We start from the raw sequence: 13,862 nt of genomic DNA on the forward strand, positions 1-13,862 counted from the left end.
AAGAATGGATAACACGAAACGAGGTGTGATGAATGGCTGAAAAACGCTTTGTAGCAAGATTTGAAGCGAAGGATCAAGTAAGCGGCCCTGTCAAACTGATGACCCGAACACTTACTCAAGCAAGTAAAGAAACGTCTACTTTGGCCAAGTATATGAAAGACGCTGAACGCGATCAGAAGATGTTTAGCCGTTCTTCTCGTGAAGTAGATAGCTCTGTTTCACGCATGAAGAGTTCCCTATCTGGCGCAGGTTCATCGTTCCGTTCATTCGGAAGCGCGGGCGTATGGGCCACTAAGGGCGTTCTGGGCGGTGTTTCTCGACTCACTGGAATGCTTACGAGCCTACCTGCATTGATTGCAGGCGCGGGCGCGGCATTTGGAGCCTGGAAGCTTGGAGACATGGTTATCGGTGGTGCAATGAGCAAAGAATTGAGCCAGATGCAGATGGGCGCGTTGCTCGCTGATAAAGACAAGGGGAAAGAACTGTTCGGCATGGTGCAAGACAAGGCCATGACCTCGATGTTCTCCGAGAAAGACTTTGCGGCTGCCGCAACAACATTCTTACCCGTGACGAAAGACTTCAGTGAGATTTCACGGATGATGAACGTCAACGAACGGCTTGCCGCCTCGAACCCGCTCGAGGGCATGGAAGGGGCATCCTTCTCGATGCGTGAAGCCTTGAGTGGCGACATTGCGTCGATTGCAGACCGCTTCAACATCTCGAAGAAGACGCTTCGTGAGAGCGGATTCGACAGTAGTGCGGGTTGGCAACAGAACTTGAACGCGGTTGATAAGACGCTGGATAAGATGGGTTACACGGCGCAATACGTTTCGGAAGTCAATGATTCGGCGTATGCCCAGTGGGAACTCTTTAAGTCCAACTCCTTGAAATTGTTCGCCGACAGTGGCGAGGGCATCTTGAGCAAATTGAAAGACCCGCTCAAGCAATTGAACGCCACGCTTGGGGGTCAGGAAGTTTCTCGATTCGTTGGTGAAATGGGTGGCGGTATGGCAGCCATGTTCCAACGTAGCCTTGATTATGTCGATGACCTCAACTTGTCGTGGTCTGATGTGGAAGGCTGGGCGAAGGAGACATGGTCCGGCGCCTCCGAGATGATGCATTCGGCTTGGGGCGCGGGGAAAGAATTCATCGATTTGATGGCAGGGGAAGATAACGCCTCGCTCGCAAGTGCGTTCGTCAATCTCGGGAAGTCGATGGAAGGAATCGCGAACGGGATCGATACTATCGCTGGAGCTTTCGACGCTTTAGGAAAAGGTGGATCTTGGTTGTCCGAAAACATGAACGGGAAACCCTTCCTTCGCGCCTTGACTGGTGAAGAAACATTCAAGTTTGACGGCGGCGGTGATTACGGTCCGTTCCTCAAACAGTTGGCGCCTGTTATCGACCCTGAGCTTTGGAGCGGTGCAAAGGAAACAATGAAAAACTCATTCGGCTTCGATCCACTCGTTGAAAATCATGGACGCATTCGCGGCTCGCATCGCGCGGGACTATCTTACGTTCCTTACGATGGATATGTTGCCGAACTCCACAAAGGTGAAGAAATTGTACCCGCACAAGCGGCCGGACGGTCAGGCGGACAGGTACTTGTAACGGGCAATACGTTCCACGTTCGTCAAGAATCGGACATCAACGCCATCGGAAAAGCTATCGCGAATGAACTGCGGTTAAAAGGGGCGATCTGATAATTTAGCGTCCAAAGAGCATAAGGGGAAACTGCTATCACTTGTCGCGATAGACTAGGCGGGGCCTAGTGTTTCCCTGATAGCACGAAAACAGCGGAAATGGCACGCCCTGTGCCAGTGATTTCACCGTTTTGGCACGAAATGTGCCACCTGAAACGCGCTGAGATGCATCGACACAGGGAACCATCCGTTCAAAAGAGAAACTAACAACACAGGGAGGATACACTTCTCTATGAATGCCATCGAGACAATACACGCAGCCGAAACGACGAACCGATCACGCAGTAGGAAGCTCGGGCGTATCCTCAAAAAGTATTATGTACTCCCTAGCCGAATCAGAAGCATTCAGCTTCACATCGACCAGATCGAGAGCAAGACGCTCGTCTCAAGTTACGATTACGACACCGTGAAGGAAGCCGGGACGAAGAACCCGACGGCCCGTATCGCGGAACTGAAAACCGAACTCGACTTTGCGAAAAGGGAGCTCGAAATCTTCGACAACTTCCGTGACGTGATGCCTGGTCACCTCATCGAGATATGGGAGGGACTCTACAATCCGAAGCTTGGCTTGAACAATAATCAACTGATGCTGAAGCTACGACTCGACCGGAAAAGCTATTACAAGAGCAAGAACGAGCTACTCGATTTGATTGAAGAAGCATTCCAGTGAAGGGGAGCCGCGAGCGGTTTCCTCTTTTTTTAGAGAAGTGTATCCCCTGTATTTCACCTACCAGATTATAAGGAGGAAACCAAATGATTATCAACGAGGCAGAATTGAAACGGCTTATTCGTGATGCCGTCTATGAGGCGCTAACGAACTACAAGGTAGAACCGGAGAGTTATCTATCCATTGACGAAGTGAGCGAACTATTAGGTCTAGGTCGCAGTACGGTCATACGATTAATACGCGAAAAAGGACTCCCTATCCTTCGAATCGGAGCACTAATTCGAATTAGAAGAAGTTCACTCGAGGAATGGTTAGAGAAGCAAGAAAGCGTAAGCGAAGTGTGGAAATGAAAATTTCGGTCATGTCCGAAGAAGATGTGGAGCGGATCATACGAAAGGTAATTCGACAAAAAAAGGCGGGTTAACTCCCCGCCGTTGTTTCTTCCAGTTGTTGAATACGTCCAAGTCCCTTGCCGTAGTTGAACCATACGCGGTACAGATCGCCCTTACTCTTGATATGTAACAGGATGCGCCACGTCTCCATTTTCTCTACGCAAAAGATTACCTCGTTATCCTCGAATCGCCACCGTAACCGCTCGTGCATTTCCTCTGTCCACTCCACCGATTGCCTCATCCGTTTACTGGCCGCCATTGTTCCCGCCCCTTTTGAAGTTTGGTCCGACAACTCAATAATGCAACGATTCTGACGCAAGCGCAATTACTCGGAAAAGACTCGGAGGGTCGAAAGATTGATTCGAACCTTTAGAGATTATTGTCGCGAAAAAGGGGGAGGTTAGGGTAAGGTGTCGCGAATATTATTTCGTCCGGATCTAGCTGCCAATCGAGAGAGTGCCCATCTACGCACCTGTCTATAAACTACGTCTATAAACGGTGCCAATGGGGAACGCGCGGCGGCTATTTTATTCTAAGGTTAGAACTTAAATATTCTAATGTTAGAAGATATAAATTCTACAGTTAGAACATTTAGTTTCTAATGTTAGAACTTAATGACCCCACAAAACCCCACCTCGACCCTCTAAGAACTTAGCAAAACTTATCCTCGATTCTTTAAGGACAACTAATGCCAATTTTGGGGCGGCATCTATTTGACGCCGGGATTGCCAAGAAGCGCGTCCGACAAAGGATGAGACGCGACGATCCAACACAAACGTGCTGGAGCGATTGACATCGAGAACCTTACAAAACCTTACGTCGATTCTATATAGGGACGTTGACAAATGATGACACTCCCGGCCGTAAGGCCCGCCGAAAACCTCCGTTCAAAACTTGAAAAAACTTGACGTTCATTCTTTAGAGAACATGACAAAACATGACATAAAAAGATTTAGAGAGCGGAGGGGTCAAAAACCAAATCTGGGTTTTGATGTTGAGGATTGTTGAGGTTCGAGTAATGGTCAGCCCTCAATAATGAGGAATGGGCGGATGCTGAGAAATGCTGAGGTTCCGCTACGTATAGACCCCCTCAATTTTGAGGAGATGTATCCCCTGAACTAATGATTGCTTAGTCCAGGACCTGAACAAACCTGAACCCACTCGCGTAGATCCGTTACAGGTTTTACAGTCCATAAAAAGAGGAGGCAAGCCTAACCAAACGTTAGCCATGTAGAATTTAGAACACTATATAAAAGGAGCGGCTACTACAAATCACTACATAATCAGAGAAATCAGAGGCCCTAAAAAGGGGATGATGGGACGAAACATGCCCTCATTGCAGATTTTGCAGACCCTAAAAGGGAGTCAGCACCAATGACATCCCTATGCCGTCATTACTAATGACCCCACCTGGAGATTTTGGAGGCCCTAAAAATGCCCTCGATACAATCGACCCTATCCGGACAAATCAGACACCCTAAAAAGAGCCCGGCAACGAATCCAAAGTTGGATTGGTTAGCCAGGCTTACTAAAAAATACTAATTTAGAATCGAGTCAAGAACTCAATCAATCTATAAACTTCATAGAGCACTTTTGAAGTTTTAAGCAAATTGCTCCTCCAAATCTTGTTTTTATTCTTTTCAGATCGTTTCATGAGAAAATCACCTCCGCGTTTCGACATTTAGAGATAGTAGGTCCTACTCCTGTCGCGCGTTAAAAAAAATGTGTTTTTCTCTCCTCTTACAACACTGATATAGAGGACTTTTACTCATTATCAAAACCCAATAAATTATATCAACCGGTCTCCAAAGCATTCTCCACAAAACGAATGTTTTATAGACGTCCATAACCGACAGAAACAAAAGCGGAAAAACTTTTAAAAAGGGGTTGTTTTTGTCTATTAACCCGTCTATACTGAAGTTGTCACAAAACGTATGAGTTTATAGACAAGGGAGTGAAGCCATGATAATTGGTTATGTACGTGTATCCACGCAAGATCAGAACCTAGACTCGCAGATTCGAGCTATTGAAGAGTACGCCCTTCGGCAAAAGGGAGAACTCAAGATATTCGAAGAAAAGGCGAGCGGGACCCGAGTCAATCGGACCGAACTATCGAAAGCGCTAGACCCAACGGTGTTGCGAGCAGGGGATACATTCGTCGTGTATCGCTTGGACCGCTTGGCCCGTTCCGTGAAGCAGCTACATGAGATCGCGGAGCTACTGGACGAACGCAAAGTGAATTTCGTCTCGCTCCAGGACAACATCGACACGAAGACGGCCACCGGCAAGGCCATGTTCGGGATGATTGCAGTATTTGCGGAGTTCGAGCGCAACCTTATCGCAGAACGCACGAGAGCGGGCTTAGAGAGCGCCAAAGTGCAAGGTAGACTTGGAGGACGTCCTGCGTTGAAGGAGTCCACTAAGGAGCGCGTACGGCAGTTATACGAACGCGGCGTAAGTGCTAGCGAACTCGCGAAAGAATACAACATCGGCAGAAGCACCGTGTACAAAATCATAAACGAAGAAAAAGGAGAGTAATTAAAATGCGGACAACAATCAAAACTGGTAAAGAACAACTCATGGATCAATACTTCTCTAAACTCGAGAAATTCGAGGAACGGCTTGAATCGATGGGCATCGAGACGAAAGAATACTACGACCTTCTCGACCTCTTCCGTTCTTATACAATGATTGATGTAAAAGAAGAGCAAGCAAAACGAGACGAGAAGCTTCAAGTCACCATCCTCGACGGAACGCTCAAACGAACTACTTTAACGGGCGTGAAAACTGGCGCGTCATCTGTATTCGTCATCACAAACGAAGGACGCGAGGAGCTAATCCAACGGGCCCAATCCGGAGCGCTCAAAATTCCATGCTGAACAGACAAACACGAGAGAGGTGCATCCTCTCTTTTTTTGTTTGCAAGAAGAACGCGAACCTTTACACTCAAGACAAAGGAGTGATCTGCATGACGATAGGCGAATTTTTCGAGCTGATCGCACAAGGCAAGAAGGTGAAAGAGATTGCGGCCCTCTACGGTCGTGACCCGGCCGTGATTAGTCGCGCATTGAAATCACATGGTTATACCTATGAAGGGAAGAGCAGGGGATACACCTTCTCAGGCAAGGGGAAAGAGCCACTTGACGCGGTGTTACTGGATTCACCATTCGTTCACCACCGAAGAAAAGAATCGCATGACGACTACTCGTTAATCGATTCACCAGTGATTCACCAAGACTGGTTAACGGATTCATCACGTAATCACCAAGTTGGTGAGCGTATGATGAACGTATTCACCAACGAGGACAAGGTAGATCGGTTGCTCAAACTCGTAGACGCCGCTCCCCAGTTGCTTCAAGTTCTCGAAAATGTGCAGCGTAACGAGACTGGACTCGGCCGGGCCGAGCTCGCTCAACGCGAATACGAGTTGAAGCTTGAGGGTGGATCTAAGACGCGTCGGACAATATCGACCGACAAAAAGACGCTCGAGACGTTCGATAATTTTTGTGATGAGAGAAACCTTGATAAAGGTACGATTATTCAATTGGCACTAAAAGATTTGATGGAAAAATACAATAATTAATTTTTATCGATGAGTTACTTAAAACTCCCACTCCGCGTGCCGATATGTTGTTTTTTTTGTCTAATTAGGGTATAAAATAAATAAGTATCCTATCCAATTGGATAGAATACGATACGGCTTCGGTAGAATTCTTCGACATCGATCCTAGAGTTAGTTTCTATTTTTTGTAGGTTGTCACGCCGTTTCTACGAAAAACCGCGTACGAACCATCTTAAAGATTAGTTGATTTGACGAACCCAAACACCTTTATTAGGATTTGGCTGTTTGTCTAAACAAAACAATCAAAAGCCACGCCTACAAAAAACTATGCAAACAATCTAGGTCTTTAAAACCAATCATGTTGAAGCGAATACTGAAAGCTAAGCTAGCGGGTTAGAATGGGGACCTGCTCCGGTGCAGCGGCCTTGTAAAAACAAGGGAAAAGAATACTGCGAATGCTATTGCCCTAAGGCGCAGACGGGCCCACCATTAATTTTTTTAATTAATTCTTAGGTTCTGACTTAATGCTTAAAATAGGGCATAAGGTCAGGACTTTTTTTTATGTGAAAGGATGAGAAGCTGTGTACACGGTAGATTTTTTTAGAAACTTCACTCAATTTCAGGATATTGAGGAAATGGATCTACATCAATTCATCCTTTTCTTCGATAGAGAGATTGTTAATAGAAGATACACTTACATAAACTCACAAGGTAAAATCAAATCAATAAAAATAGAATTCAGAAGAGATAATTTCCCTCACTTAATTGGACTTCAATATTGGAATAACCTCCCTACAAAACAAGCTACTAAACAATACGATTTTCTTTTGAGTGGGAAATGGGACTTTGAGTACTTGAAAAAAGCTGATAAAAAGTCTTTCGAAGAATTCAAAAAAAGATTTGAACTCTTACCATTCTTTTATCAAATGTTCTATGAATGGAAATGTGAAATCAAATTAACCCAAAAGGAATCGAATCGAGGTTTTAAGAGTAGAGGGGTAGATATGGTTTTCAGAAAAGATAATTCTGATACCAGTTATCTTTTGGAATTACGACAAACCGGTCCCGATAAGTTTACATATAAACCGGTTAGCATCTCTGATCATATTTTAAATTCTTCGAGTATGCAGGCGAAATATTTACCTTTGAGAATAACAGACGTATTAATCGAAGAAATATGAATAAATAATTCACTTTTTTCTGATAATACTTCATTATGTAAACCGGACCGCACTTGAAAACCGCTCAACAGAGCCGTTTCAGGAGCGGTCTTTTTTTATCGTCTATACATAATTCTATGCATCCGCTCAACCAGGCGATTTCGACGCGGTAGATCCGCGCCGCTCGCTACTTCTTTTTGCATAAAATTCTGCATAAAATACGGTAATTGAAATAGGGGATACACTTTTCTCGAGTTTCGTCGTGACAGACCCACAGTTGCACCACTTCTATTTCTCCCCGTACACACTTTTGTACACACTGTTCACACCTGTTCACACTTGTTTTTTCATTTTGTGAACGGATTAAACGTTGGTATAGAGCCATTTTATAGCCACCGTTCACACTGTACACACTTTTTTATTATTTATTGCGTAGAGATAAAAAAATAATATATTACGTATATATATGTATAGAGAAAAAGTGTGCACAGTGTGAACACCCCTGTTAAATCGTTGGTATTGAGCGGTTTTTTCGTTCACAACGGTGTGCACAAATGCTAAAAAGTGTGTACAAAAGTGTGCACAGAGGGCGTTGTCGAGAAGTGTATCCCCAATAAAAAAAGACCCTTTCGGATCTGGAAGATATCATTGACTCAATTAACTTGTGACTATATAGATAAAACTTTGATGTTCTGTATAGGTGAAGCCTTAAAATTTTAATTCTATTTCATATCTCGTCTCAAAACGGATGATATAGCGGTTTTATGGTGAAAGCGATTGTCTTTTACAACGTTTTACAAATAACAAGGATTGCAAAACTAAATATGGGTGATTTATGATTAAAGAGTGGCAACTGAAACGTTGCCAGAAAGCACAAAAAAAGAGCAAGCTCCGGCAAGATGCTTACTCCCATGCGTGTTCAAAACCGATTGCGGACAACAATCATTTTGGAACAGAACACGTATTAAATTGGCTAAAAGTTCCCGGACAAGGGATACTTCTTACATTACCTACTTTACAATGCGATGGACTGCAAATCAAGAACAAAAAACGTCCAAGTATTCGACACGGACAAATGTCGAAATACTCCATATTCCGCATTGGTAAGTTTGGAAACGTTTGTGTGATGCGGTTCTACGCCTTTTTTTAGGTGTATGAACAATGCGATTCTATACCCGTTTTGGGGTGGAATCTAAACTTTTTTAGCATCCAGCTGATTTAATACATAGATCTGTTTTGAGGTGGTTACGTGTGCAACGTAGCTGCCTTTTTTGTTGTCAAATTACGAAGAAACAGAGGTGAGAGGATGGATGGTTCGAGATTTTTACGAGAGAAAAAGCCCGCGACGCAAACCAGCAACGCGGTGATGGAGCTTGATGTACTGGCCTTTACAGCCTTTCTGGTCGAACAAAAAGACGTTCTGACCGATGCGAACGGTTTGTTCTATATGTACGATGCTCGAAAGCGTTGTTGGGAGCACGCTCCGACAGATTCAGACAAGACGAAGCGGTGGATCGGTGAGCAACTGAAGCGGTTCGAGTTGAAGTCATACGACAGCGTGAACGTGACGAAGAACATCATCGACCGCCTTATTAAAGACCTCCCGCTCGTTGGGCGGCTGTTATATCAAACGGCTCACGAAACAGGCGGTTACATGAACTTTAAGAACGGCGTATTCAATCCGATGACGGGGAACGAGCTCACGGATCTGCAGGAGATTAAACGCAAGGGATTCCGGTTCCAACTCGGCGTGAACTACACGACTGAGCCGATGAAGTCGGAGGAACTGGCTCAGTTTATCGAATCTATCAACGTATCGAACGAGGACGACACACTCATTCGCAACCTGGCACGTTTTGTATTCGCGGCCGGGACTCGAACGAACCTTTCGGACCGCTTCTTGTTCTTCTATGGACAGAGCGGGTGCGGCAAATCGACGCTAGGGGAGCTTCTAAGCACTGTTATAGGCGACGGAGCGAAAGCGGTAGAGTGGAGCGTCATTCGTGGCGATACACGCATCCTATCGACGTTAGAGGGGCGTGGAATGGTGTTCGTGGATGAGTCGAGTAGCGAGAAGTTCGACGATACGAACCTCAAACGGCTTACAACCCATACGCGGACCGTCATTGATAAGAAGTTCGCTCCTGAGGGCGTAGAAGCGCAAATACAGGCGCAAGTGCTTGTTTGCGGTAACAACTTACTCAAACCGTCCGGCGGCCGTGAAGGGCTTGAGAGACGGGTCTCAACAGTGGTCTTTCATAAGAACAGCAAGGAGTTTACGAAGTTGGTCCGCTCGCTGATGACCTCGCATGAAAGCAAGTCGAAATTGGCTCAAGAACTAGCGAACGCCTTGTTCGAGGTGATGCGCAGCTGGTCGAGCTTCCCATCTGAATACGAAGTGAGTAAGGCAGGGAAGAATGCGCTAACGATGATGATCGAGCAGACGGACGACCTTCACGATTTTGTAGCGGATAACCGCGACAAGTTGATTTCGCTGATAGAACTACATGATGAGCTCGAATTGCTAGAAACGAAAGGGTACAAAGGGCTTTATGACAAATGGGCAGCAGACAATAACCTCAAAAAAGTGCTCCCCCAGTCACGACTCACTCAAAACATGGCGCGCATTATGCAGGTTCAAGCACTGACTCGCGACAAACGAAAGCGTATCGGTGGAGAGATTCGGGTCAACGCCCTCTTCTGGGCCGCTGGAGACCGTCCGCGCGAACTGAAGACGGTTGAAGAGTTAGAACAAGAGGAAGTTGGAGACGAGTTGAAAGGGGCGTTCTAACGATGCTGACGCTATTTAAAATTCGATTAGACGACGCGGCAGACGGCACGCTCGAGCGTCTCCTGCAGTTCCACTACAAAGGTGAGGTAGGAACGGCCGGACCATGCGAGGGTTTGAAAGAACAGAAAGCCCTTGTTTGTAAGGTGATCCGGACGTTCCCGGAGTGGGGCATCGAGCTGAAAAACCTCGATTCACTCCCTGTAATCGACGCGACGACGCACTTTGTTGTCGGTTCATCAAACTATGTATTTCTCGACGTGGACGGTCATCCGCTCACGAACGACATCATGGGACAACTTGCCGAACTCGGCGCGTATGCGACATACACGACGCTATCGCGAGCGGGTTTCCGGATTCTTTACGACTTCAAGGTGATGAATCTCGCGGACATGAATCTGGACGACCGCAAGCGATTCATCCGGAAGCTGATGCGGACCATCGCCGCGTATACAGGCATCCCCGAAACGAATTTCGACCGCGCGAGCGTTGAAATCAATCGGATCATGCTCGGCGGGTACGACTTCCAAGAACTGCAGCCGAAAGGCCATCAAGATTTTCGCGTGTTAATTGACGAGATGAGGAAGCTTCCGAACGAACAAGTATCCAAGCCCAACGAGAGAGTGCATCCCCAATCGATTTCAGTTATTGCTCCGGATGAAGTCAAACGGGCGCAAATGAAGGTGATAGAAGACCTCACAAGCCACTTGAACGTGACAGGCGAGTTGTCATCAGGGCAAGGCCGGTACGCTGAATGGATAGCCTTTGCGGGCGCGTTAAAAGGTGCTACGAACGACGGGATTGATGAAGGGTTCTTATTCGATTGCTTCCGCTTAACATGCGACGGCGGCGGTGGAAAGAAAGCGAAGTCAGGCAACGCGCTAGAGCGCGAAGCTCAAAACATTTGGGAGCGGGCCACACCGACGAACGGCGCGGGCGCAATCCTCAAGCGAGCAAAAGAATGCGGTTTTGAAGTGAAAGCCTATTTGAAGAGAGGGGTAACGACATGACTATCGATGTAAGCAAACCAATGGAAAACATGACAGATGAAGAGTTGAAAGAACTTGAGAAAATCGGAAGACGCGAATATGACCGCGAATACCGGGAGCGGAATCGCGAGAAGCGTCTTGAATCTGTACGCCGCTCGCGAATCAAGAAAGGCATCCGGACGTTACAACAAGGAGTCAACTAATGGGAGCACTCGTTCAGACACTGGACGCGAAGGAAGTGGATCTCCTACTCAAGTTGATGATTGTCAAAATCGACACGCGCGAGCAAAAGAACGAGCACATTGTCGAATTTCTAGACGGTCGCGGTATTGCCTGGCAGTCTTGCAAGCTTGATGCAGGTGATTACGGGGCTTATATTCCGGCCACAGAAGGCATTACTGACCGCCCGCTACACCTGAACGCGGTGATTGAGCGGAAGAACTCACTTGATGAGCTCGCCCAGACGGTGAAGGAGCGGAACCGCTTCGAGAATGAACTAAGCCGCGCCAAGCGGCGGGATACACGTCTTATTATCATCGTAGAGGATGGTAGCTATTCGGGTATGATACGGAAGCAGTACCGCTCGGAGTATGCTCCTAAGGCGCTCACAGGCTCTTTGATGGCGTTCGAAGCCCGTTACAATGTACCGGTTCAACATGTGGCCAAAGAGGACGCAGCCCACTATATGTATCACTGGCTTTATTATCAGTTCAGGGAAGCATTACTTTCGATGTAAGGATGGGACGAGGCGTTCCACCATTGAAAGGAGGTGAAAAAGATGAATATAGAACGACTGAAGTTAATGCTAGAAGACGGCGACACTTTAAGCGTTGGGCAAATCCTCGACCGTTTCGGGATTCAAGATAACTCGATTTCACGGCGTAGGCTGCGTGCGTTCCTTGATGACGCGATTAAAGTTCACCAAGTTCCAATTGGAGTGACGACAGATGGAATATTCCTTTGTCACGATGAGCGGACCATGCAAAAAGCGCTGCGTTATCTCGAAACTGTCGAAAACAGTTACCGAAATCGGCGCAACGCTCTTGAAATTGCTTTTGAAAACCGCGAAGAGATGAGACAACCGACCAAAGTATGAACTCATCCCTTTGCAGACAATTGAATTATACCAACCGACCGAATAAAAACAACCGACCAAAGGAGGGTTCCTAGTGAACCACTTACAACATATCGAGACGCTGAAAGACTACGCCGCGAGCCTAGAGGCGCGTTTCGAAGAAGCGAATACCCGTATCGACGATGCACGAGCACGAAAAGAAGCAGCTAACCAAGAATTTGAGGTAGCGCGTGAACAAGCGGACGTTGAAGCTATGAAGAACGCGAAAGCGGATCTAGTGGCATTGACTGAGCTCGAGCAACACTTTGTCAAACAACGCGACGCGCTCAAGGACGAGTTGAACGGCGGATTCGATTCGATTAGCCAACAGTTCCAAAAAACGAAGAACCAAGCGATCCGTGAGTTCGGTGATTTCCAACGCGAAAAATACGAAGCGAAAGCCGCCGCTCACATCCAAGCACTTCACGATTTGTTCGTGGAGAATATGGCAGATCAGGAAGAGTTTCGCGCCGCTATCAAGCAACAGGCAAGCCGTTTAGCGCCGTTCGTCAAAGAAGCTCAAACCCGCTCGAATATGGCGAACTTATACGGCACTGATACGCTTTTAGGGAACTCGCAAGCCGTCCGACAGGCGTATGGCAGCGTCACGCAGAAGTTGTTCCCTTTTAGTAAGGAGAGTCAACAATGAACTATGTAGCCGTTCGATCAGCCGCAGAAAGTATGGCTAAGGCACTTTGGGCGAATCCAGACATGCAACGCAATTTGAAAGACGTTGCTTGGAACGGCATCCAGGAGCAAAGGGACCTCGCTGAAAACCTCAACTGGAAACTAGCAAAGGAACTCAAGTTGATGGAAAAGCACAACCGGGACAACACGGAGAACTTGTCAGAAATGCTCTCGAAGCACGTTGCGAACATCTCGGACCCGAAGAAAGTAGTTCCAATCCGCGAATCAGTGAAGACGAGCCTATTCGAATGAACGCTGTCCATAAACTCAAACCTTTCGGAATATTGAGGAAGTCGGTCGAGCAGATCGCCTTTCCCCAACGTTCGGGGGCGCGGGTTATGGACATCCAAGAAATGACCGTTTTATAGACAACCGAAGGAGGGGAGTGTATCCCCTCTTTTCTTGTAGACGATAAGAAATGGAGATGAGGATATGAGTAGAATGAAAAAAACGGTTAGAGGCGTCACCGATTCCGAATCTGAAAACCTTTGGAAGCATCGCCGCTCACTTTTAGAAGAGAATGGGATTCGTTCTTTAAAAGCGCTTAAAAAGCGGCTATACAGCTTCATGCTAGAGGAAGGGCAACGTCAGGGTGATGATTTAGAGAACTATGAGGCGAATGTGATTGCCGCTTATAAAGCCTATATCGACGACGTGCTCTTGAAGGGTGAGGAAGAATGGATAACACGAAACGAGGTGTGATGAATGGCTGAAAAACGCTTTGTAGCAAGATTTGAAGCGAAGGATCAAGTAAGCGGCCCTGTCAAACTGATGACCCGAACACTTACTCAAGCAAGTAA

16 protein-coding genes are annotated in these 13,862 nt (G+C 46.7%); 15 read left to right on the forward strand and 1 reads right to left on the reverse strand.

What is annotated here, in order from left to right:
- Window positions 1–329 precede the first annotated feature (329 nt).
- The 3 genes from EVJ24_RS14855 to EVJ24_RS14865 all read left to right on the forward strand — a co-directional run bounded on the left by EVJ24_RS14855 (window position 330) and on the right by EVJ24_RS14865 (window position 2,720).
- The gene (locus EVJ24_RS14855) at window positions 330–1,703 is read left to right on the forward strand and encodes a hypothetical protein (protein WP_145984896.1); all 1,374 of its coding nucleotides are present in this window, start codon (window positions 330–332) and stop codon (window positions 1,701–1,703) included.
- Window positions 1,704–1,935: 232 nt separating this feature from the next.
- Complete coding sequence (locus tag EVJ24_RS14860; RefSeq protein ID WP_131441765.1) at window positions 1,936–2,373, forward strand: hypothetical protein; 438 nt, start codon at window positions 1,936–1,938, stop codon at window positions 2,371–2,373.
- Between the two features lie 83 nt (window positions 2,374–2,456).
- Window positions 2,457–2,720 (forward strand): helix-turn-helix domain-containing protein, encoded by a 264-nt coding sequence (locus EVJ24_RS14865; protein ID WP_131441766.1) that lies wholly within the window; start codon window positions 2,457–2,459, stop codon window positions 2,718–2,720.
- A gap of 70 nt (window positions 2,721–2,790) precedes the next feature.
- Here the strand turns inward: EVJ24_RS14865 and EVJ24_RS14870 are convergent, their stop codons facing one another.
- Window positions 2,791–3,021: a hypothetical protein gene (locus tag EVJ24_RS14870; protein ID WP_131441767.1), complete on the reverse strand. Its 231-nt coding sequence runs from the start codon at window positions 3,019–3,021 to the stop codon at window positions 2,791–2,793.
- Between the two features lie 1,703 nt (window positions 3,022–4,724).
- Here EVJ24_RS14870 and EVJ24_RS14875 point away from each other — a divergent pair.
- The 12 genes from EVJ24_RS14875 (at window position 4,725) to EVJ24_RS14930 (ending at window position 13,764) form a co-directional block, all read left to right on the forward strand.
- Window positions 4,725–5,300, forward strand: coding sequence for a recombinase family protein (locus EVJ24_RS14875; protein WP_131441768.1), 576 nt, complete (start codon window positions 4,725–4,727; stop codon window positions 5,298–5,300).
- Between the two features lie 5 nt (window positions 5,301–5,305).
- Window positions 5,306–5,641, forward strand: coding sequence for a hypothetical protein (locus EVJ24_RS14880; RefSeq protein WP_131441769.1), 336 nt, complete (start codon window positions 5,306–5,308; stop codon window positions 5,639–5,641).
- An 89-nt stretch (window positions 5,642–5,730) separates the two neighbouring features.
- The gene (locus EVJ24_RS14885; RefSeq protein ID WP_131441770.1) at window positions 5,731–6,345 is read left to right on the forward strand and encodes a helix-turn-helix domain-containing protein; all 615 of its coding nucleotides are present in this window, start codon (window positions 5,731–5,733) and stop codon (window positions 6,343–6,345) included.
- 560 nt (window positions 6,346–6,905) lie between these two features.
- Complete coding sequence (locus EVJ24_RS14890) at window positions 6,906–7,505, forward strand: PBECR4 domain-containing protein (protein WP_131441771.1); 600 nt, start codon at window positions 6,906–6,908, stop codon at window positions 7,503–7,505.
- 1,345 nt (window positions 7,506–8,850) lie between these two features.
- Window positions 8,851–10,275: a DUF5906 domain-containing protein gene (locus EVJ24_RS14895; protein WP_145984897.1), complete on the forward strand. Its 1,425-nt coding sequence runs from the start codon at window positions 8,851–8,853 to the stop codon at window positions 10,273–10,275.
- Between the two features lie 2 nt (window positions 10,276–10,277).
- Window positions 10,278–11,282 carry a hypothetical protein gene (locus EVJ24_RS14900; RefSeq protein WP_131441773.1) on the forward strand — a complete coding sequence of 335 codons (1,005 nt, stop codon included), beginning with the start codon at window positions 10,278–10,280 and terminating at the stop codon, window positions 11,280–11,282.
- Window positions 11,279–11,464, forward strand: coding sequence for a hypothetical protein (locus EVJ24_RS14905; RefSeq protein WP_131441774.1), 186 nt, complete (start codon window positions 11,279–11,281; stop codon window positions 11,462–11,464). Before EVJ24_RS14900 ends, EVJ24_RS14905 begins: the two co-directional genes overlap by 4 nt.
- On the forward strand, window positions 11,464–11,997 hold the full coding sequence (locus EVJ24_RS14910) for an ERCC4 domain-containing protein (RefSeq protein ID WP_131441775.1): 534 nt from the start codon (window positions 11,464–11,466) through the stop codon (window positions 11,995–11,997). Before EVJ24_RS14905 ends, EVJ24_RS14910 begins: the two co-directional genes overlap by 1 nt.
- Window positions 11,998–12,039: 42 nt before the next feature.
- Window positions 12,040–12,357 carry a hypothetical protein gene (locus EVJ24_RS14915; RefSeq protein WP_131441776.1) on the forward strand — a complete coding sequence of 106 codons (318 nt, stop codon included), beginning with the start codon at window positions 12,040–12,042 and terminating at the stop codon, window positions 12,355–12,357.
- Window positions 12,358–12,430: 73 nt separating this feature from the next.
- The gene (locus tag EVJ24_RS14920; RefSeq protein WP_131441777.1) at window positions 12,431–13,024 is read left to right on the forward strand and encodes a hypothetical protein; all 594 of its coding nucleotides are present in this window, start codon (window positions 12,431–12,433) and stop codon (window positions 13,022–13,024) included.
- On the forward strand, window positions 13,021–13,314 hold the full coding sequence (locus EVJ24_RS14925) for a hypothetical protein (RefSeq protein ID WP_131441778.1): 294 nt from the start codon (window positions 13,021–13,023) through the stop codon (window positions 13,312–13,314). The genes EVJ24_RS14920 and EVJ24_RS14925 overlap by 4 nt, the downstream gene beginning before the upstream one ends.
- A 180-nt stretch (window positions 13,315–13,494) precedes the next feature.
- Complete coding sequence (locus EVJ24_RS14930; protein WP_131441779.1) at window positions 13,495–13,764, forward strand: hypothetical protein; 270 nt, start codon at window positions 13,495–13,497, stop codon at window positions 13,762–13,764.
- Window positions 13,765–13,862 lie beyond the last annotated feature (98 nt).

Origin of the sequence: Exiguobacterium sp. SH1S21 (assembly GCF_004337175.1) — a bacterium.
In the GTDB taxonomy this organism is placed as follows: Bacteria; Bacillota; Bacilli; order Exiguobacteriales; family Exiguobacteriaceae; genus Exiguobacterium; species Exiguobacterium aurantiacum_A.